This is a genomic window from Pseudomonas furukawaii, assembly GCF_002355475.1.
Classification (GTDB): domain Bacteria; phylum Pseudomonadota; class Gammaproteobacteria; order Pseudomonadales; family Pseudomonadaceae; genus Metapseudomonas; species Metapseudomonas furukawaii.
In genome coordinates this window covers 2159658-2178383 of sequence record NZ_AP014862.1, presented here as the reverse complement: position 1 = coordinate 2178383, position 18726 = coordinate 2159658, and the positions used below count along the sequence as shown (strand labels likewise).

Annotated in this window: 15 protein-coding genes and 4 tRNA genes; 8 read left to right on the top strand and 11 right to left on the bottom strand. The window is 60.9% G+C overall.

Annotated features, from left to right (window positions below):
* Window positions 1–46: 46 nt before the first annotated feature.
* From clpX to KF707C_RS10130, 7 genes are all read right to left on the bottom strand, one after another.
* Window positions 47–1327 (bottom strand): ATP-dependent Clp protease ATP-binding subunit ClpX, encoded by a 1281-nt coding sequence (gene clpX, locus KF707C_RS10160; protein ID WP_004422502.1) that lies wholly within the window; start codon window positions 1325–1327, stop codon window positions 47–49.
* A gap of 109 nt (window positions 1328–1436) precedes the next feature.
* Complete coding sequence (gene clpP, locus KF707C_RS10155; protein WP_004422500.1) at window positions 1437–2078, bottom strand: ATP-dependent Clp endopeptidase proteolytic subunit ClpP; 642 nt, start codon at window positions 2076–2078, stop codon at window positions 1437–1439.
* 96 nt (window positions 2079–2174) lie between these two features.
* Window positions 2175–3485, bottom strand: coding sequence for a trigger factor (tig, locus tag KF707C_RS10150; protein ID WP_004422498.1), 1311 nt, complete (start codon window positions 3483–3485; stop codon window positions 2175–2177).
* A 249-nt stretch (window positions 3486–3734) separates the two neighbouring features.
* Window positions 3735–3810, bottom strand: a tRNA-His gene (locus tag KF707C_RS10145).
* Between the two features lie 115 nt (window positions 3811–3925).
* Window positions 3926–4010: transfer RNA gene (locus KF707C_RS10140), tRNA-Leu, on the bottom strand.
* Window positions 4011–4065: 55 nt separating this feature from the next.
* Window positions 4066–4141, bottom strand: a tRNA-His gene (locus KF707C_RS10135).
* Between the two features lie 32 nt (window positions 4142–4173).
* Window positions 4174–4250, bottom strand: a tRNA-Arg gene (locus tag KF707C_RS10130).
* A 263-nt stretch (window positions 4251–4513) separates the two neighbouring features.
* On the opposite strand from KF707C_RS10130, the gene folD reads away from it, so the two are divergent.
* A complete protein-coding gene (gene folD / locus KF707C_RS10125) occupies window positions 4514–5368 on the top strand; it encodes a bifunctional methylenetetrahydrofolate dehydrogenase/methenyltetrahydrofolate cyclohydrolase FolD (RefSeq protein ID WP_003451995.1) in 855 nt (284 codons plus the stop codon).
* Between the two features lie 57 nt (window positions 5369–5425).
* Here folD and cysS read toward each other — a convergent pair whose 3' ends face one another.
* Window positions 5426–6811 carry a cysteine--tRNA ligase gene (cysS, locus tag KF707C_RS10120; protein WP_036992772.1) on the bottom strand — a complete coding sequence of 462 codons (1386 nt, stop codon included), beginning with the start codon at window positions 6809–6811 and terminating at the stop codon, window positions 5426–5428.
* Window positions 6811–8478, bottom strand: coding sequence for a glutamine--tRNA ligase/YqeY domain fusion protein (locus tag KF707C_RS10115; protein WP_003451997.1), 1668 nt, complete (start codon window positions 8476–8478; stop codon window positions 6811–6813). Before KF707C_RS10115 ends, cysS begins: the two co-directional genes overlap by 1 nt.
* Before the next feature lie 1123 nt (window positions 8479–9601).
* On the opposite strand from KF707C_RS10115, the gene KF707C_RS29935 reads away from it, so the two are divergent.
* The 4 genes from KF707C_RS29935 (at window position 9602) to lpxH (ending at window position 12921) form a co-directional block, all read left to right on the top strand.
* Window positions 9602–9733 carry a hypothetical protein gene (locus tag KF707C_RS29935; RefSeq protein WP_269148409.1) on the top strand — a complete coding sequence of 44 codons (132 nt, stop codon included), beginning with the start codon at window positions 9602–9604 and terminating at the stop codon, window positions 9731–9733.
* Window positions 9734–9871: 138 nt separating this feature from the next.
* Entirely contained in the window at window positions 9872–11587 is a 1716-nt protein-coding gene (gene ltrA, locus KF707C_RS10105) for a group II intron reverse transcriptase/maturase (RefSeq protein WP_096368013.1), read from the top strand.
* A gap of 120 nt (window positions 11588–11707) precedes the next feature.
* Entirely contained in the window at window positions 11708–12202 is a 495-nt protein-coding gene (locus tag KF707C_RS10100; RefSeq protein ID WP_004422492.1) for a peptidylprolyl isomerase, read from the top strand.
* On the top strand, window positions 12199–12921 hold the full coding sequence (gene lpxH, locus KF707C_RS10095; protein ID WP_004422491.1) for a UDP-2,3-diacylglucosamine diphosphatase: 723 nt from the start codon (window positions 12199–12201) through the stop codon (window positions 12919–12921). The genes KF707C_RS10100 and lpxH overlap by 4 nt, the downstream gene beginning before the upstream one ends.
* Window positions 12922–13217: 296 nt before the next feature.
* Here lpxH and miaE read toward each other — a convergent pair whose 3' ends face one another.
* Window positions 13218–13820, bottom strand: a complete 603-nt coding sequence (gene miaE, locus KF707C_RS10090) for a tRNA-(ms[2]io[6]A)-hydroxylase (RefSeq protein ID WP_004422489.1) — start codon at window positions 13818–13820, stop codon at window positions 13218–13220.
* Between the two features lie 173 nt (window positions 13821–13993).
* Here miaE and KF707C_RS10085 point away from each other — a divergent pair, with 173 nt between their 5' ends.
* Window positions 13994–14857 carry a universal stress protein gene (locus KF707C_RS10085; RefSeq protein WP_004422487.1) on the top strand — a complete coding sequence of 288 codons (864 nt, stop codon included), beginning with the start codon at window positions 13994–13996 and terminating at the stop codon, window positions 14855–14857.
* 53 nt (window positions 14858–14910) lie between these two features.
* On the opposite strand, the gene KF707C_RS10080 is transcribed toward KF707C_RS10085, so the two are convergent.
* Window positions 14911–15387 carry a DUF1289 domain-containing protein gene (locus KF707C_RS10080; RefSeq protein WP_004422486.1) on the bottom strand — a complete coding sequence of 159 codons (477 nt, stop codon included), beginning with the start codon at window positions 15385–15387 and terminating at the stop codon, window positions 14911–14913.
* 400 nt (window positions 15388–15787) lie between these two features.
* Here KF707C_RS10080 and acnB point away from each other — a divergent pair, with 400 nt between their 5' ends.
* Together acnB and KF707C_RS10070 are read left to right on the top strand one after the other, a co-directional pair.
* Entirely contained in the window at window positions 15788–18397 is a 2610-nt protein-coding gene (acnB, locus tag KF707C_RS10075; protein ID WP_036994175.1) for a bifunctional aconitate hydratase 2/2-methylisocitrate dehydratase, read from the top strand.
* A 116-nt stretch (window positions 18398–18513) separates the two neighbouring features.
* Window positions 18514–18726, top strand: a complete 213-nt coding sequence (locus KF707C_RS10070; protein WP_004422481.1) for a YgdI/YgdR family lipoprotein — start codon at window positions 18514–18516, stop codon at window positions 18724–18726.

Genomic DNA, 18726 nt, shown 5'->3' with positions numbered 1-18726 from the left:
CGTTCAGGCAGGAAATGCAAAGGGGCCCGGAGGCCCCTTTGTTTCATCAAGCGTCAGGCGCTGCCTTTGCAGGCTGCTCGTTGTTCTCGTAGATCAACAGAGGTTGAGAGGTGCCTTCGATAACACTTTCGTCGATGACCACCTTGCTGACCTCCGTCTGGGACGGGATCTCGTACATGGTTTCGAGCAGGATGCCTTCGAGGATCGAACGCAGGCCACGTGCGCCGGTCTTGCGCTCAAGGGCACGATGGGCGACCGCTTTCAGCGCGTCCGGACGGAACTCCAGGTCAACGCCTTCCATCTCGAAGAGCTTGGCGTACTGCTTGGTCAGCGCATTCTTCGGCTCGGTGAGGATCTGCATCAAGGCCGCCTCGTCCAGTTCGTCGAGGGTGGCAATGACAGGCAGACGCCCAACGAACTCCGGAATCAGGCCGAACTTGACCAGATCTTCCGGCTCGACCTCTCGGAGAGCTTCGCCCACCTTCTTGCCGAGCTCCTTGCTACGCACCTCGGCATTGAAGCCGATGCCGCCACGAGTAGAACGGTTCTGTATGACCTTCTCCAGACCGGCGAACGCGCCACCGCAAATGAAGAGGATATTGCGGGTGTCGACCTGAAGAAACTCCTGCTGCGGGTGCTTGCGACCGCCCTGAGGCGGCACCGACGCAACGGTACCCTCGATCAGCTTCAGAAGCGCCTGCTGCACGCCCTCGCCCGAAACGTCGCGAGTGATGGACGGGTTGTCCGATTTGCGGGAAATCTTGTCGATCTCGTCGATGTAGACGATGCCCATCTGGGCCTTTTCGACATCGTAATCGCACTTCTGCAGCAATTTCTGGATGATGTTCTCGACGTCCTCACCCACGTAGCCAGCCTCGGTCAGGGTGGTCGCGTCAGCAATGGTGAAAGGAACATTCAACAGACGGGCCAGGGTCTCAGCCAGCAGGGTCTTGCCCGAACCGGTGGGGCCGATCAGCAGGATATTGCTCTTGCCCAGCTCGACATCGTCCTTCTTGTCACGCTGGTTCAGGCGCTTGTAGTGGTTGTACACCGCGACCGCGAGCACTTTCTTCGCCCGCTCCTGGCCAATGACGTATTGGTCAAGGATGGTGCGGATTTCCTTCGGTGCCGGCAGCTTGTGCGCACTGCTCTCGGCCTGGGCTTCCTGCACCTCCTCGCGGATGATGTCATTGCACAGGTCGACGCACTCGTCGCAGATGAATACGGAGGGACCGGCAATCAGTTTGCGTACTTCGTGCTGGCTCTTGCCGCAGAAGGAGCAATAAAGCAGCTTGCCGTTGTCCTCGCCGTTGCGGGTGTCAGTCATTCGATCGATCCAATCGGGGTAGGCTTGAAACACAAGATGAAGGCAAATGCGGGCATTTTCAACCCCGCGAAACGGCCGGATATTTCCGGCCGAAGTCTTGCGGAAGGGCTTAGCTCGCGAGCTGGCGCTTGTTGAGCACCTGGTCGATCAGGCCATATTTCACTGCCTCATCACCACTCATGAAGTTGTCGCGGTCGGTATCACGGGCGATGACATCGATCGGCTGGCCGGTATGGTCGGCAAGGATCTTGTTCAGGCGCTCACGAATGGTAAGGATTTCCCGGGCATGGATTTCGATATCCGAAGCCTGGCCCTGGAAACCGCCCAGGGGCTGGTGAATCATCATCCGCGAATGGGGCAGGCAGTAACGCTTGCCGGCCGCACCGCCCGCCAGGAGCAGCGCACCCATGCTGCAGGCCTGGCCGATGCAGATCGTGGACACGTCGGGCTTGATGAATTGCATGGTGTCATAGATCGACATGCCAGCAGTCACGGAGCCACCCGGGGAATTGATGTAGAGGTGGATATCCTTGTCAGGGTTCTCGGCCTCGAGGAACAGCAACTGGGCTACCACCAGGTTGGCCATGTAGTCCTCCACCGGGCCCACCAGGAAGATCACCCGCTCCTTCAACAGGCGCGAGTAGATATCGTAGGCACGCTCACCACGGGCGGACTGCTCGATCACCATCGGCACGAGGCCGCCGGCGGCTTGGATGTCAGGCATTTGAGGAATATAAGAATTGCGGGACATGTCCTGCGATCGCTCCCTAACTGGATAGTCATGTCTCAAAGACGCATAAGCCAGCTCGGAGGCTGGCTTATGGTGTATTCGAAGGAGGCGGATCAATCAATCGGCTTTCGGAGCTTCCGCCGGCTTGACTGCCTCTTCGTAGGAAACCGACTTGTCGGTTACGTTGGCCTTCTGCAGGACAGTATCTACAACTTGTTCTTCCAGCACAACAGAACGCACTTCGTTCATCTGCTGGTCGTTCTTGTAGTACCAGGCCACAACCTGCTCAGGCTCCTGATAAGCGGAAGCCATTTCCTCGATCAGCTCGCGAACGCGGGCTTCGTCAGGCTTCAGCTCGAACTGCTTGACCACTTCAGCCACGATCAGCCCCAGGACAACGCGACGCTTGGCCTGCTCCTCGAACAGCTCGGCCGGCAGTTGATCGGGCTTGATGTTGCCACCGAACTGCTGGACAGCCTGCACACGCAGACGATTCACTTCGTTGCCGATCAGTGCCTTCGGCACCTCGACCTGGTTGGCCGCCAGAAGACCGTCCATCACCTGGTTCTTCACTTTGGACTTGGTGGCTTGGCGCAGCTCACGCTCCATGTTCTTGCGAACTTCGGCACGGAAGCCTTCCAGACCGCCTTCCTTGATGCCGAACAGGGAGAAGAACTCGTCGTTCAGCTCCGGCAGCTGGGGCGCGGACACACTGTTCACGGTCACGGTGAACTCGGCAGTCTTGCCGGCCAGATCCAGGTTCTGGTAATCCTCGGGGAATACCGGGTTGATCACCCGCTCTTCACCGGCCTTGACGCCCACCAGAGCCTCTTCGAAACCCGGGATCATGCGACCGGAGCCCAGGACCAGCAGGGTGCCCTTGGCGGAGCCACCAGCGAAGGCTTCGCCGTCGATCTTGCCGACGAAGTCGATGTTCAGCTGGTCACCGTTTTCGGCGGCACGCTCGACAGCCTCAAAACGAGTGTTCTGCTTGCGCAGGATATCCAGCATGTTGTCGACGTCAGCATCGCCAACCTCGGCCTGCAGACGCTCGATGGCGATACCGTCGAAACCGGCGAGCTGGAACTCGGGGAATACCTCGAAGGTGGCGACGAACTCGAAGTCCTTGCCTTTCTCGAAGGCTTTCGGCTCGACGGACGGAGCGCCGGCTGGGTTCAGCTTCTGCTCCACCACGGCCTCGTAGAAGGAGGACTGAATCAGGTCACCCAGGACTTCCTGACGAGCGGAATCTTCATAGCGCTGGCGAATGACGCTCATCGGCACTTTGCCCGGACGGAAACCGGCTACCTTGGCGCGACGGGCAGTCTGCTGCAGGCGCTTGGTCACTTCGTTCTCGACGCGCTCGGCCGGCACGCCGATGGTCATGCGGCGCTCAAGAGCGGAGGTGCTTTCTACAGAAACTTGCATGGATAATCCTCGTTGCACAGACATAAACCGGCCGTTCCGGCCCCAGAATCAAGGGCATGCATTCTAGTGGCTCGATTTACAGAAGTCACCCGCCAGAAACAGCCGGCAAACAGACGTAATAGAAGAAAGGGAAATCAGGCTACCGAGAAGAACTGACAACCTGAGAAGCAGGCGCCACCCCAGAGCCCGCAGACGCATCGAAGCCGGAAACGAAAACGCCAGGCACAGGGCCTGGCGCTTTCATGAATATGGGGTGGACGATGGGAATCGAACCCACGACACCAGGAGCCACAATCCTGTGCTCTACCAACTGAGCTACGCCCACCATATTACGTTTTTACCGATTTGCATCGGAAACGAACACTCTTAGAAACTGACCGCTTCGCCATCAGAATCGTCGAGAATTCGCGACACACCCACTATTCAACTCGACTCGAGCATGGTGCGGACGGAGAGACTCGAACTCTCACGCCTTGCGGCGCTGGAACCTAAATCCAGTGTGTCTACCAATTCCACCACGTCCGCGAAGACGATTTTCTAAATGAAAACGCCAGGCTCACTGCCTGGCGCTCTCTGAATATGGGGTGGACGATGGGAATCGAACCCACGACACCAGGAGCCACAATCCTGTGCTCTACCAACTGAGCTACGCCCACCATATCGAAACGCTTGTGCCAAATGTGCCAAATGGCACGCCCGGCAGGACTCGAACCTGCGACCATCCGCTTAGAAGGCGGATGCTCTATCCAGCTGAGCTACGGGCGCTTATATCTGCGAGCAGACTATAAAGCTTCGGCCTAGGCTGAATCACTAGCATTCGCCTCTGCCGTCTTACCCAGCGACAGGCTGTGCTCGACAAGCGGGGCGCATGTTATAGCCAGCCCTACACCTCGTCAACAGGAAAGTTGAAAAAAATCAGAAAGATATGAGTGCCGGGACAAATTGCTGACCGGCCGCCTTTGCCCGCCCGCCCCTCCATGCGAGAATACGTGCCCTTTTTAGCCCTTCCCGATGGTTAACCGAGCGTCATGACCGCAAAACTGATCGACGGCAAAACGATCGCCGCCCGCCTCCGCCAGCAGATTGCCCAACGTGTCGCCGAGCGCCGCCAGCAAGGACTTCGAGTCCCTGGGCTTGCGGTGATCCTGGTCGGTTGCGATCCCGCCTCCCAGGTCTACGTCGCCCACAAGCGCAAGGACTGCGAGGAAGTCGGTTTTCTTTCCCAGGCCCACGATCTGCCGGCCAGTACCACTCAGGTCGAACTGCTGAACCTCATCGATCGCCTCAATGGGGACCCCGCAATCGACGGCATTCTGGTCCAGCTACCGCTTCCGGAACACCTGGACGCCTCCCAACTACTGGAGCGCATCAGTCCCGACAAGGACGTGGACGGCTTCCACCCTTACAACGTCGGCCGCCTCGCCCAGCGCATCCCTCTACTGCGCCCCTGCACCCCAAAGGGCATCATGACCCTACTGGAAAGCACCGGCGCCGACCTGTACGGCATGAACGCAGTGGTAGTGGGCGCCTCCAACATCGTGGGCCGCCCCATGGCGCTGGAACTGCTGCTGGCAGGATGCACCGTCACCGTGACCCACCGCTTCACCAAGGACCTCGCAGGCCATGTCGGCAATGCCGACCTGGTGGTGGTCGCCGCCGGCAAGCCCGGTTTGGTCAAGGGTGAATGGATCAAACCTGGCGCCATCGTCATCGATGTGGGCATCAACCGTCAGGAAGACGGCAAACTGGTAGGCGATGTGGAGTACGACGTCGCCGCAGAACGCGCCAGCTGGATTACCCCGGTTCCGGGCGGTGTCGGCCCCATGACCCGGGCCTGCCTGCTGGAGAACACACTTTACGCCGCAGAAACGCTTCACGCCTGAGGACACGGAAATGAAAAAGGCCGCATCAAGCGGCCTTTTTCATTGGGGTTACGCCAATCAATCGGCAAGACGCCAGGTCGTTCCACCCTTTCCGTCTTCCAGCACCACACCCATGGCGGTCAGCCGGTCGCGGATTCGGTCCGACTCAGCCCAGTTCTTCTCCGCACGCGCCGCAAGGCGCGCCTGGATCAGCGCATCCACCTCAGCGGCATCCACCTTGCCTGCAGCACCCGCCTGCAGGAAGGCATCGGGCTCCAACTGCAGCACGCCAAGTACAGCAGCCATCGACTTGAGCTGCGCCGCCAGGCCCGCGGCAACCTGAACATCGACCTCACGCAGGCGATTGACCTCGCGAATCATCTCGAAAAGCACGGCACAGGCTTCCGGCGAGTTGAAGTCGTCGTCCATGGCCGCGCCGAATCGCGCGACGAAGGCCTCACCCCCTGCCGGAGCCACGGCCGGCAGACCCTTGAGGCCATTGTAGAAGCGCTCGAGGGCACCCTTGGCTTCCTTGAGGCTCTCCTCGGAATAATTGATCGGACTGCGATAATGGCTGGACACCAACAGGTAGCGCACCACCTCGGGGTGATACTTCTCCAGCACCTCGCGGATGGTGAAGAAATTACCCAGGGACTTGGACATCTTCTCGCCATCCACGCGCACCGCGCCGGCATGCATCCAGGCCTTGGCATAGAGCTTGCCAGTGGCCGCCTCGCTCTGGGCGATCTCGTTCTCGTGGTGGGGGAACACCAGGTCCGGACCGCCACCGTGGATGTCGAAGGTCTCGCCCAGGCAGCAGGTGGACATCACCGAGCACTCGATGTGCCAACCGGGACGACCGGGACCCCAGGGGGATTCCCAGCTCGGCTCGCCGGGCTTGGCACCCTTCCAGAGGACGAAGTCCAGCGGGTCCTCCTTGGACTCGTCCACCTCGATGCGCGCACCGATCTTCAGCTCGTCGATGCGGCGACGGGACAACTTGCCATAGCCCTCGAACCTGCCGACACGGTAGTAGACGTCCCCGTTGCCAGGGGCATAGGCGAAGCCCTTGTCGATCAGGGTCTGGATCATCTCGTGCATGCCGGCGATATGGCCGGTCGCGCGGGGCTCGATGTCCGGGCGCAGCACGGAGAGGCGCGCCTCGTCCTCGTGCATGGCGGCGATCATGCGATCCACCAGCACCTCGAACGGCTCGCCGTTCTCCTGGGCGCGACGGATGATCTTGTCGTCAATGTCGGTGATGTTGCGCACGTAGGTCACGTCATAGCCGCGCTCGCGCAGCCAGCGGGTGACCACATCGAAGGCCACCATCACCCGGGCATGGCCGATGTGGCAGTAGTCGTACACGGTCATGCCGCACACGTACATGCGCACACTGTTGCCTTCCAGGGGCTGGAAGGCCTCCTTGGCCTTGGTGAGGGTGTTGTAGATCGACAGCGCCATCATTGCCCCCAGGAATCACGCAACGTGACGGTGCGGTTGAACACCGGCTTGCCGGGCTGCGAATCCTTGAGGTCGGCAACGAAATAGCCTTCTCGCTCGAACTGGAAACGCTCCTCCGGCTGCGCATTGGCCAGGGACGGCTCGGCGCGGCAGCCGCTCAGCACTACCAGAGACTCGGGGTTGATGTTGTCGAGAAAGCTGCCACCCTCTTCGGACTTCTCCGGGTTGGGTGAGCGGAACAGACGGTCGTACAGGCGCACCTCACACTCGACACTGGCCTCGGCCGGCACCCAGTGGATCACCCCCTTGACCTTGCGACCTTCGGGGTTCTTGCCAAGTGTGTCCGGATCATAGGAGCAACGCAGCTCGACAACCTTGCCATCGGCATCCTTGATGGCCTCGTCAGCGCGGATCACGTAGCTGCCACGCAGACGCACTTCGCCACCCGGAACCAGGCGCTTGAAGCCGGCCGGAGGCACTTCCTCGAAATCGCTGGCGTCGATGTAGATCTCACGGGCGAACGGCAGGGCGCGCACCCCCATGTCTTCCTTCGGGTGGCGCGGCAGCTCGAGGTTCTCGACCTGGCCTTCGGGATAGTTGGTAATGACCACCTTGAGCGGCTTGAGCACGCACATGGCGCGAGATGCGGTGGCATCCAGGTGATCACGGATGCTGAACTCCAGCATGCCGATGTCCACCACGCCACTGGCGCGATTGACGCCGACCATTTCACAGAAGTTGCGGATCGACTCGGGGGTGTAGCCGCGACGGCGGTAGCCGGACAGGGTCGACATCCGCGGGTCATCCCAGCCACTGACATGGCCTTCGTCCACCAGCTGCTTGAGTTTGCGCTTGCTGGTGATGGTGTAGTTCAGGTTGAGGCGCGAGAACTCGTACTGGCGCGGCACGGCGGGCACCGGCAGGTTCTCCAGGAACCACTCGTAGAGCGGGCGATGATCCTCGAACTCCAGGGTGCAGATGGAGTGGGTAATGCCCTCGATGGCATCCGACTGACCATGGGTGAAGTCGTAGCTGGGATAGATGCACCACTTGTCGCCGGTCTGGTGATGATGCGCGTGACGAATGCGATAGAGGATCGGATCACGCAGATTCATGTTCGGCGAAGCCATGTCGATCTTCGCGCGCAGGGAACGGGTGCCATCAGGGAACTCGCCGGCCTTCATGCGGGCGAACAGATCGAGGTTCTCCTCGACGCTACGCTCACGGAATGGACTGTTGCGACCGGGCTCGGTGAGGCTGCCGCGGTACTCGCGCATCTCTTCGGGGGAAAGGTCGCAGACAAAGGCCTTGCCGGCCTTGATCAACTCGACGGCCCAATCGTGCAACTGATCGAAATAGCTGGAGGCGTAGCGAACCTCACCGGCCCACTGAAAGCCCAGCCACTTCACATCACTCTCGATGGCGTCGATGTACTCCTGATCCTCCTTCGCCGGGTTGGTGTCGTCGAAGCGCAGGTGGCAGTCACCACCGAACTCCCTGGCCAGCCCGAAGTTCAGGCAGATGGACTTGGCGTGACCGATATGCAGGTAGCCGTTGGGCTCCGGCGGGAAGCGGGTGACGATCTTGGCGTGCTTGCCGGCGTCCAGGTCCGCCTGGACGATCTGGCGCAGGAAGTTGGAGGCGGCGGGAGTCTCTGGCTTGCTCATGGTGTCCTTGGGGTCTTCTGGTGCGCGGCTCAGGGTAGGCCGGCAAAATCAAAGCGCTTATCATAGCCGAAGCTGGTGCGACACGCATGTGCGTGTCCCGGTAGGTCTGGGCAGCTGACCCTGGTCCTCAAACCCTTGAATTTCAAGGGCTTGGAATTCCAAAACAAGCAGCACTCTGTAAAGGCAACGGCCTGGTTTCTCCCCTTCCCAGGGTCATCTCATGACTTCCGGGAGGTGTTGGATCGAGACAAAAAGGTGGCCGTGCGCCCCCTTTTTGCTCTCAAAACAGGCTCCTGATACAACTTTTTACATTTTAAGTTGGACCAGGAAACCCGAGCTAAAAGGCAGCTGGAAACCACTCCACCGCCACCCTTCTGGGGAGACTCCCCACAAGGGATACCTCTCAATCAGATCGGCACATGCTCTCGTTGTCCTCAATGTCGCGACGACATAGGGACATGGTGCGACCTATCTGGGCCGCCTGCTCTGATCTCTCATTATCCAACCGCCGTCAGAACGAGGTGGTAGCGGATCTGTTATGCGACTAGCAGTAGCCTAGGAAGATGTGCGTCACTGGCAACGGTGGGGTGCAAAGCTCTTCCGACAATGTAACCCCCGCAAGGCACCAGAAACCGCGAGGCGACTGGTGATGACCCGGAGTAGTACCGGGTCTGGGTGCTAGGCTGGCTGGCACGGGTAACTTATGTGAACTGCTGATAAACACCGTAACTATGATCCTGCCTACGACTACTATCGGCAGGGACCAAAAGGTACGGGGTGTAGTTGCTCTCGTCGGCTTCGGGAGCACGTCGCTAAAACAACACCCCCGGTGAAAAGGCAGACCCTAAACCAGTCGTGTGAGAATCAGGGAACGTGGTAAGCCCGTATAGCTGCCCCTCGGGCAGGTGAACCGCAAGGAACACTGATAGCTATGCGGGTATGGGATTGTGGAGAAAGCGAAAGCCGGGCTGTAATGGACCGGATAGGGGTTGGAACATCACCTCGCCCGAAAGGGAGCAGACTTCCACATGGTCTTACGTCGCAAGACGCCTGACTGACCTCACTCAACACGTGGCCAATACAAGCCCGCCTCCCCACGGGGAACGGGACCCAAGGAGGAATGATGAAAGGCATCGCTCACGAGATCATCTCGGCGGCAAAACAAGCCCCAGTCATCTACTTCGCGCCATTGGTAGGTGCGATCCGAGAAGTTAAAGCCCTATGGAAACGCCTCCAGACGTCCCAGCAGGCCTGATCGACCGGAGCCAACCCCACTCAAAGGCCGGGTGACCTTCCGGGTTCACAACAGCCACATCAACCATCCCGACGGGAGCCAACACTCCCTCGGGGGGTCAATTGGCTTCCGCTCGGGTTAAACCGAGAGGAATGCAGCATGAAAGAGCACGGACTGTCCGTGTCTGCGCTTCCTGACGGCCCTCAGCATTGGCACGACATCGACTGGTGTCGCGTACAGAGGAACGTCCGAGGAACGCAGATGCGGATCGCGAAGGCTTGTCGGGAAAACAACTGGCGGAAGGTCAAAAGCCTCCAACGGATGTTGACCCGCTCCCGCTCAGCCAGATTCTTGGCCGTGCGGCGAGTCACCGAAAACCAGGGAAAACGAACGGCGGGAGTCGACCGGGTCCTCTGGGATACACCCGAAGCCAAATTTGCAGCTACATCGCAGCTTGAGCCCCGTGGATATCAACCGCACCCGTTGAAACGGGTATACATCCCAAAGGCAAATGGTAAGGAACGCCCTCTGGGCATTCCCACCATGTTGGACAGAGCCATGCAGGCGCTGTATCTGCTGGCACTAGCGCCCATCGCTGAAACGCAAGCCGATCCGAACAGCTACGGCTTTCGGACGGAGCGATCCACGCACGACGCGATGGGCCAGCTATTTCTCTGTCTCTCCAAAGAGGTCTCCCCACAGTGGGTCCTTGAAGGCGACATCGAAGGATGCTTCGACAACATCAATCATGACTGGCTCACCCGCAACGTCCCCATGGACAAACGGGTACTCCGTAAGTGGTTGAAGGCGGGGGTAATCCACAAAGGCCAGCTCTCGGCAACGGAAGCCGGCACGCCGCAGGGAGGGATCATCTCCCCTACCCTTGCGAACATCGCGCTCGATGGTCTGGAGTCTGCCCTGAAGCAACACCTGGGGAAGACCCGAGCCAGAACGCTGAAAATCAACGTCGTGCGATATGCGGATGACTTCGTCATCACAGGTCAATCCAAGGAGGTCCTTGAGACTAAGGTTCGTCCATGGGTCGAGCAGTTCCTAGTTACACGGGGACTTAAACTCTCACCTGAGAAAACCCGCATCACCCACATCGACAGTGGTTTCGATTTCCTTGGCTGGAATTTCCGCAAGTACCCTAAAAAGGGAAAACGGATACTCCTGATCAAACCGAGCAAGAAGAACGTCAAGACGTTCTATCGCAAGGTCAAGGAGATCATCAGCGACAACAAGACGGCTCGGCAGGAGAACCTCATCCGCCTGCTGAATCCGGTACTGCGTGGTTGGGCTCTGTACCACCAACCCGTAGTCGCGAAAAAAGCGTTCAGCCTGATGGACCACATGGTCTTCAAAGCTCTATGGCGTTGGGCAATAAGGCGACATCCTAGGAAAGGGCTCACGTGGATTCGGGCGAAGTACTTCCGAACCATCGGCCTCAGGAACTGGGCGTTCGCCACCACGGCAACGGATGAAAAGGGAAACAAACGGGAAATCGAACTCTTCCGGTCCGCCGGAGTGAAGGTAAAGCGCCATAAGAAGATCAGTGCGGAGTACAACCCGTTCGATCCGACCCACGAAGAGGAAGGTGAAAAACTGCGAATGCTTCGGATGCTGGATAAGCTGAAGTACCGCAGGCAGGTCGCTACCCTCTTCACGCAACAGCGGGGTCTGTGTGTGCTTTGCAATACCCCCATATCCAAGGAGACTGGCTGGCATGACCACCACATCGTGTACCGCTCACAAGGTGGTAATGACTCCCTGGCAAACCGGGTACTATTGCATCCCGAGTGTCACCAACGACTCCACGCACGTGGCCTAAAGGTGAGTAAGCCGGCCCCCTCCAGGGGCTTAGCAAAGGCTTGAGCCGTATGCGCTGAAAGGCGCACGTACGGTTCTTAGGGGGCGTCGGACCAGCAATGGTCCGGCGCCACCCGACTCAATACCCTGACAGGCCTTGGACTTCCCGATAGAGCGAATACCCCCATGATCAAGCTGCACACCAACCACGGCGTCATCACCCTGCAACTCTTCGAAGACAAAGCCCCGGAAACCGTGGCCAACTTCAAGGAGTACGTGAAGTCCGGCCACTATGACGGCACCATCTTCCACCGCGTGATCGGCAACTTCATGATCCAGGGCGGCGGCTTCGAGCCTGGCATGAAGCAGAAGGCTACCCGCGCCCCCATCAAGAACGAGGCCAACAACGGCCTGTCCAACAAGGTCGGCACCATCGCCATGGCCCGTACCATGGAGCCCCACTCGGCCTCCGCGCAATTCTTCATCAACGTCGCCGACAACAGCTTCCTCAACCACAGCGCTCCGACCGTACAGGGCTGGGGCTACGCCGTGTTCGGCGAGGTAGTGGAAGGCATGGATGTGGTCAACAAGATCAAGGCCGTGGCCACCACCATGAAAGCGGGCCACCAGGATGTGCCGGTCGAAGACGTGATCATCGAGAAGGCCGAGATCGCCGAGTGATCCTGCTGATCTCCGACCTGCATCTCGAAGAGGAACGCCCGGACATCACCCGGGCGTTTCTTCGTTTCCTGCAGACGCGCGCCAGCCAGGCCGAAGCGCTCTACATACTGGGCGACTTCTTCGAAGCCTGGATCGGCGACGACGCCATGACCCCCTTCCAGCGCGGCATCGCCCAGGCACTGCGCCAGTTGTCCGACAGCGGCACGCGCATCTACCTGATGCATGGCAACCGCGACTTCCTGATTGGCAAGGGCTTCTGCCGCGAGGCCGGCTGCACCCTGCTGCCCGACCCGAGCCGCGTGGAACTCAATGGAGAGAGCGTGCTGCTGATGCACGGCGACAGCCTCTGCACCCGCGACGAAGCCTACATGCGCCTCCGCCGCTGGCTGCGAAACCCGATCAGCCTGTTCATCCTTCGCCACCTGCCCCTTGCCACCCGCCACAAGCTGGCTCGCAAGCTGCGCAAGGAAAGCCGCATGCAGACCCGACAGAAGGCTGCAGCCATCACCGATGTCACCCCGGAAGAAATCCCGCGCATCCTCCGAGAGCAGGGCGTGTGCACCCTGATCCATGGCCACACCCACCGCCCGGCCGAGCACCAACTCGACCTGGACGGCAAGGCAGCCAGGCGCATCGTCCTCGGCGACTGGGACCAGCAAGGCTGGGCTCTGCAGGTGGATCAGGACGGCTTCAGGCAGACTTCCTTCAGCCTATCCTGAGGCGCACCGGAACGGCGGCTCCCAGCCCGGAACGCCGCACCTTGAGGGAGCGGCGGCCCGCCTGCAGCAACGCCGCTCCGACTTTCACGTCGAGGAACGACCAGGCCCCTCACCAGAAGAAGCAGCGGGTGCCGTCGGCGCCGCCACCCAATGGTTCCGTCGCGAAGCGGTGATCAAGGTGCAGGCCGCCATCTAGGCCGCTCGCGAACTGGCCCTGGGCCTCGAGGCGAAGGACCGAACGAAGTCCCGACCACGAAAAAGCGCCCCTCCGGGCGCTCTTTCTTCTCCGGTCGGACTCAGGCCGGCACTCCGCTATGGAAGCGGAACTCCACATCGGAGCTCTCGATCAGCTCCCGCTCCGACTCACGCACACGCAGGACCGTGGCATCCACGTCGCGGGCCTCGCCATACTGGTAGGCCAGCTTCAGATAACCCTGGAAGTGCCGCGCCTCGCTCTTCAGCAGTCCGCCGTAGAACTTGCCCAGCTCGTCATCCAGATGCGGTACCAACGCTTCGAAACGCTCGCAGGAGCGCGCTTCGATAAAGGCGCCCACCACCAGGGTATCCACCAGTTTCAAGGGCTCATGGCTGCGCACGAGCTTGCGCAGGCCCGACGCATAGCGGGACGCCGAAATCGGTTTGAGCGCGATCTTGCGACGCTTCATGATCCTCAGCACCTGCTCATGGTGCACCAGCTCCTCACGGGTCAGACGCGACATGAAGTTGATCAGGTCCAGGTGCGTCGAGTACTTGGCGATCAGCGCCATGGCCGTGGAGGCCGCCTTGAACTCGTTGTTCTTGTGGTCGATCAGCAGGGTTTCCTGATCGGCCAACGCCGCCACCACCCAGGCATCGGGAGTGCGGCAGGCAAGGAAGTCATGGATTTCGGGCAGGCTCACGGACAGCTCTCACGAAGCGGGACCCGCACTGGCCGGGCCCTCGAAGGCGGAGCATTATACGAATGCAGGCCGCAACGACCAGCCTGGGCCGCTTGATATATGTCAAGAACACCGAAGCCGAATCGGAGCTACATTTGATTTGGCTATAAGCCATCGACAGGGAGATGACGACCATGCAAGCCATTCGCAGCATCCTGGTGGTAGTGGAACCGGACCGGCCAGAAGGCCTTGCCCTGAAACGGGCAAAACTGATCGCCGGCGTGACCCAGTCGCACCTGCACCTCCTGATCTGCGACCGCAAGGGCGACCATGCCGACTACCTCGTCGACCTGGCCGAGTCCCTCCGGGCCGAGGGATACAGCGTCAGCACCCAGCAGGATTGGCTGGACAGCCAGTACCAGACCATCATCGCTGCCCAGCAGGCCGAAGGCTGCGGCCTGGTGATCAAGCAACACGTACCGGACAACCCACTCAAGAAAGCCCTCCTCACTCCGGACGACTGGAAGCTCCTGCGCTTCTGTCCCGGCCCGGTGCTGATGGTGAAGACCGACGCCCCCTGGACTGGCGGCAACATCCTCGCCGCCGTGGATGTGGGCAACAGCGACGGCGAACACCGTACGCTCCATGCCACCATCGTCAGCCATGGCTACGACATCGCTACCCTCGCCAGGGGCACCCTCCACGTCATCAGCGCCCACCCGTCTCCCATGCTCTCGGCGGCGGACCCCACCTTCCAGCTCAAGGAAACCATCGAGGCGCGCTACCGTGAGGAATGCCGCGCGTTCCAGGCCGAGTACGATGTCAGCGACGAACGGCTGCATATCGAGGAAGGCCCGGCGGATGTGCTCATTCCCCACGTTGCCCAGAAGCTGGGGGCGGTCGTCACGGTGATCGGCACCGTGGCACGCTCCGGTCTGTCGGGCGCACTGATCGGCAATACCGCTGAAGTGGTGCTCGACGCCCTGGAAAGCGATGTCCTGGTATTGAAACCCGAAGCGATCATCGCCCATCTGGAAGAGCTGGTCGCCCAGCGCTGACAGCAATCCGAAGGAACAAAGCCGCCCAAGGGCGGCTTTGTTCGTTCACGGGATCAGACGCGGATCTCCATCCCCTCGCGCAGGAAGCGCGGGGCGATGTAGCGTTCGTAATGGGCCTCCGACAGCAGGAAGAACTCGCGATCGATGGCTTCCCGCAGATCCGGCAGCGCCCAGTCTCGAAATTCCGGCATCAGGGCAATGCCGTAGGCATCGATGCGACTGATCACCCGAGAGCCACGCGCGATCAACTGATAGGCCCAGCAATAAGGAGACTGGTCGGGTACGAAACGTACCTGATGCTGTTCAAGCTGCCGGCGCAGGACAGCCGCATCGAACACCTCCAGCTTGGACGCCATCACCTGCACCAGCAGGATCTCGAGACGTCGCCAGACGGCACGCTTCTCCTCGTCGCTGTAGAGATTCCAGTTCACGATCTCATGATGGAAGCGCTTGCAACCCCGACACACCTGGTCGCCGAAGACGGTGGAGCAGAGGCCGACGCAGGGCGTCTTGATGCGCTGATTGGACATGGAGAAGCGGAATCTGCAGGTGAAACGGGCCGGCCATCTTAGCCCTTTGTCTAATCGGGGTCACCCCGATGGAAGTGGGGATTCCGTCTTAACTTTGCCGAGGCTTTCCATTAGAATCGGCGCGCCATTTAAGGCGCCGATATCCGTTGGAAGCTGTTTTCAAAGCGTCACGAGCACAGTTGATCCGGCAGGAAACAATGGCGCCGGGCTTCCCTCCCCGGGTAGTCCGCCGCCAGCCCTCATCAGGCCTTCCTTCCGGCGTAAAACTTTGAAAACAGCTTCTCGATGGAGGCCGCCGAAACCTTGGCCAGACAGCCCAAAAAGCTGTGCGGCGCATGTGTTCGGCGGATTCCTGGATGAGCGCCCTGGACATTCCGGGGCCACTGATGAGGGTAAAACTGTGCTTGAAGCCTATCGCAAACACGTAGAAGAGCGTGCCGCCCAGGGCGTCGTGCCCCAGCCGCTGAACGCCGAACAAACCGCAGGCCTGGTCGAGCTGCTGAAGAATCCCCCGGCTGGCGAAGAGGCTTTCCTCCTCGATCTGATCACCAACCGTGTACCGCCGGGCGTCGATGAAGCCGCCTACGTCAAAGCAGGTTTCCTCTCCGCTGTCGCCAAAGGCGAAGCCACCTCCCCGCTGATTTCCAAAGAACGCGCCACCGAGCTGCTGGGCACCATGCAGGGCGGTTACAACATCGCCACCCTGGTCGAACTGCTGGACAGCGCCGAGCTGGCCGAAGTTGCCGCCGAGCAGCTGAAGCACACCCTGCTGATGTTCGACGCCTTCCACGACGTCGCCGAGCGCGCCAAGAAAGGCAACGCATCCGCCAAGGCCGTGATGCAGTCCTGGGCCGAGGGTGAGTGGTTCAAGGCCAAGCCGGCCGTTCCCGAGAAAGTCACCCTGACCGTGTTCAAGGTGCCTGGCGAAACCAACACCGACGACCTGTCCCCCGCTCCGGACGCCTGGTCCCGCCCCGACATCCCGCTGCACGCCCTGGCCATGCTGAAAATGGCCCGCGACGGCATCGAGCCCGTACAACCCGGCTCCGTCGGCCCGCTGAAGCAGATCGAAGCCGTCAAGGCCAAGGGCTTCCCGGTCGCCTACGTCGGTGACGTGGTCGGTACCGGCTCCTCCCGCAAGTCCGCCACCAACTCCGTGCTGTGGTTCTTCGGCGACGACATCCCGTTTGTTCCGAACAAGCGCGCCGGCGGCTTCTGCTTCGGCACCAAGATCGCCCCGATCTTCTACAACACCATGGAAGACGCCGGCGCCCTGCCGATCGAATTCGACTGCACCAACCTGGCCATGGGCGACGTCATCGACGTGTACCCCTATGAAGGCAAGGTCGTTCGCCACGACAGCGGCGAAGTGGTCACCACCTTCGAGCTGAAGACCCCGGTCCTGCTGGACGAAGTCCGCGCCGGCGGCCGCATTCCGCTGATCATCGGCCGCGGCCTGACCGAGAAGGCCCGTGCCGAACTGGGCCTGGGCGCTTCCGATCTGTTCAAGAAGCCGGAATCCCCGGCCGACAGCGGCAAGGGCTTCACCCTGGCGCAGAAGATGGTCGGCCGCGCCTGTGGCCTGCCGGAAGGCCAGGGCGTCCGTCCGGGCACCTACTGCGAGCCGAAGATGACCACCGTCGGCTCCCAGGACACCACCGGCCCGATGACCCGCGACGAGCTGAAAGACCTCGCCTGCCTCGGCTTCTCCGCCGACCTGGTGATGCAGTCCTTCTGCCACACCGCCGCCTATCCGAAGCCCATCGACGTCAACACCCACCACACCCTGCCGGACTTCATCAAGACCCGTGGCGGCGTGTCCCTGCGTCCGGGCGACGGCATCATTCACAGCTGGCTGAACCGCATGCTGCTGCCTGACACCGTCGGCACCGGTGGCGACTCCCACACCCGCTTCCCGATCGGCATCAGCTTCCCGGCCGGCTCCGGCCTGGTGGCATTCGCCGCCGCCACCGGCGTCATGCCGCTGGACATGCCGGAATCCGTCCTGGTGCGCTTCAAGGGCAAGATGCAACCCGGCATCACCCTGCGTGACCTGGTGCATGCGATCCCCTACTACGCCATCCAGGCTGGCCTGCTGACCGTCGAGAAGAAAGGCAAGAAGAACATCTTCTCCGGCCGCATCCTCGAGATCGAAGGCCTGAACGACCTGACCGTGGAACAGGCCTTCGAGCTGTCCGACGCCTCCGCCGAGCGTTCCGCCGCCGGTTGCACCATCAAGCTGCCGGAAGAAGCGATCGCCGAGTACCTGAAGTCCAACATCACCCTGCTGCGCTGGATGATCGGCGAAGGCTACGGCGATGCCCGCACCCTGGAGCGTCGCGCCCAGGCCATGGAAGCCTGGCTGGCCAAGCCGAACCTGCTGGAAGCCGACAAGGACGCCGAGTACGCCGCCGTCATCGAGATCGACCTGGCCGACGTGAAGGAGCCCGTGCTCTGCGCCCCGAACGACCCGGACGATGCCCGCCTGCTGTCCACCGTGGCCGGCGACAAGATCGACGAAGTGTTCATCGGCTCCTGCATGACCAACATCGGTCACTTCCGCGCGGCCGGCAAGCTGCTGGACAAGGTCAAGGGCGGCATCCCGACCCGCCTGTGGCTGGCTCCGCCGACCAAGATGGACCAGCACCAGCTGACCGAGGAAGGCTACTACGGCATCTACGGCAAGGCCGGCGCCCGCATGGAAATGCCGGGCTGCTCCCTGTGCATGGGCAACCAGGCTCGCGTACAGACTGGCGCCACCGTCGTCTCCACCTCCACCCGTAACTTCCCGAACCGCCTGGGCGACGCCACCAACGTCTACCTGGCCTCCGCCGAACTGGCGGCCGTTGCCTCCATCCTGGGCAAACTGCCTACCGTCGAGGAGTACATGGAGTACGCGAAGAACATCGACAGCATGGCTGCCGATATCTACCGCTACCTGTCCTTCGACCAGATCGCCGAGTACAAGGAAGCTGCAGCCAACGCCAAGATCCCGGTCGTCCAGGCCTGATTGAAGCGCTGAGCAAAGAGCCCCGCCACGTGCGGGGCTTTTTCTTGATACATCGCAATGCCCGGCCCCCCGAAGTCTGGCTAAAGTGAATACCATCCCCCTTGAGGAGCCATACCATGATCAAGCAGGCAGCACTTGCCGCCATCTGTCTTGCCGCACTCTCCGGTTGCGCCAGTGAATACCTGATCATCACCGACGACGGCAGCGTCCTGACCAGCGACGGCAAGCCTGAACTGGACAAGGACACCGGCATGCTCGAATACGAGGACGGCGAAGGCCGCAAACAGCAGGTTCAGCCGCAGAAGGTCAAGCAGATCATCGAGCGCTGA

Bases quoted from the DNA above. Each gene is read 5' to 3' on its own strand.
- clpX (WP_004422502.1), bottom strand. From the start codon at position 1,327: ATGACTGACACCCGCAACGGCGAGGACAACGGCAAGCTGCTTTATTGC.
- clpP (WP_004422500.1), bottom strand. From the start codon at position 2,078: ATGTCCCGCAATTCTTATATTCCTCAAATGCCTGACATCCAAGCCGCC.
- tig (WP_004422498.1), bottom strand. From the start codon at position 3,485: ATGCAAGTTTCTGTAGAAAGCACCTCCGCTCTTGAGCGCCGCATGACC.
- folD (WP_003451995.1), top strand. From the start codon at position 4,514: ATGACCGCAAAACTGATCGACGGCAAAACGATCGCCGCCCGCCTCCGC.
- cysS (WP_036992772.1), bottom strand. From the start codon at position 6,811: ATGGCGCTGTCGATCTACAACACCCTCACCAAGGCCAAGGAGGCCTTC.
- KF707C_RS10115 (WP_003451997.1), bottom strand. From the start codon at position 8,478: ATGAGCAAGCCAGAGACTCCCGCCGCCTCCAACTTCCTGCGCCAGATC.
- KF707C_RS29935 (WP_269148409.1), top strand. From the start codon at position 9,602: ATGAAAGGCATCGCTCACGAGATCATCTCGGCGGCAAAACAAGCCCCA.
- ltrA (WP_096368013.1), top strand. From the start codon at position 9,872: ATGAAAGAGCACGGACTGTCCGTGTCTGCGCTTCCTGACGGCCCTCAG.
- KF707C_RS10100 (WP_004422492.1), top strand. From the start codon at position 11,708: ATGATCAAGCTGCACACCAACCACGGCGTCATCACCCTGCAACTCTTC.
- KF707C_RS10085 (WP_004422487.1), top strand. From the start codon at position 13,994: ATGCAAGCCATTCGCAGCATCCTGGTGGTAGTGGAACCGGACCGGCCA.
- KF707C_RS10080 (WP_004422486.1), bottom strand. From the start codon at position 15,387: ATGTCCAATCAGCGCATCAAGACGCCCTGCGTCGGCCTCTGCTCCACC.
- KF707C_RS10070 (WP_004422481.1), top strand. From the start codon at position 18,514: ATGATCAAGCAGGCAGCACTTGCCGCCATCTGTCTTGCCGCACTCTCC.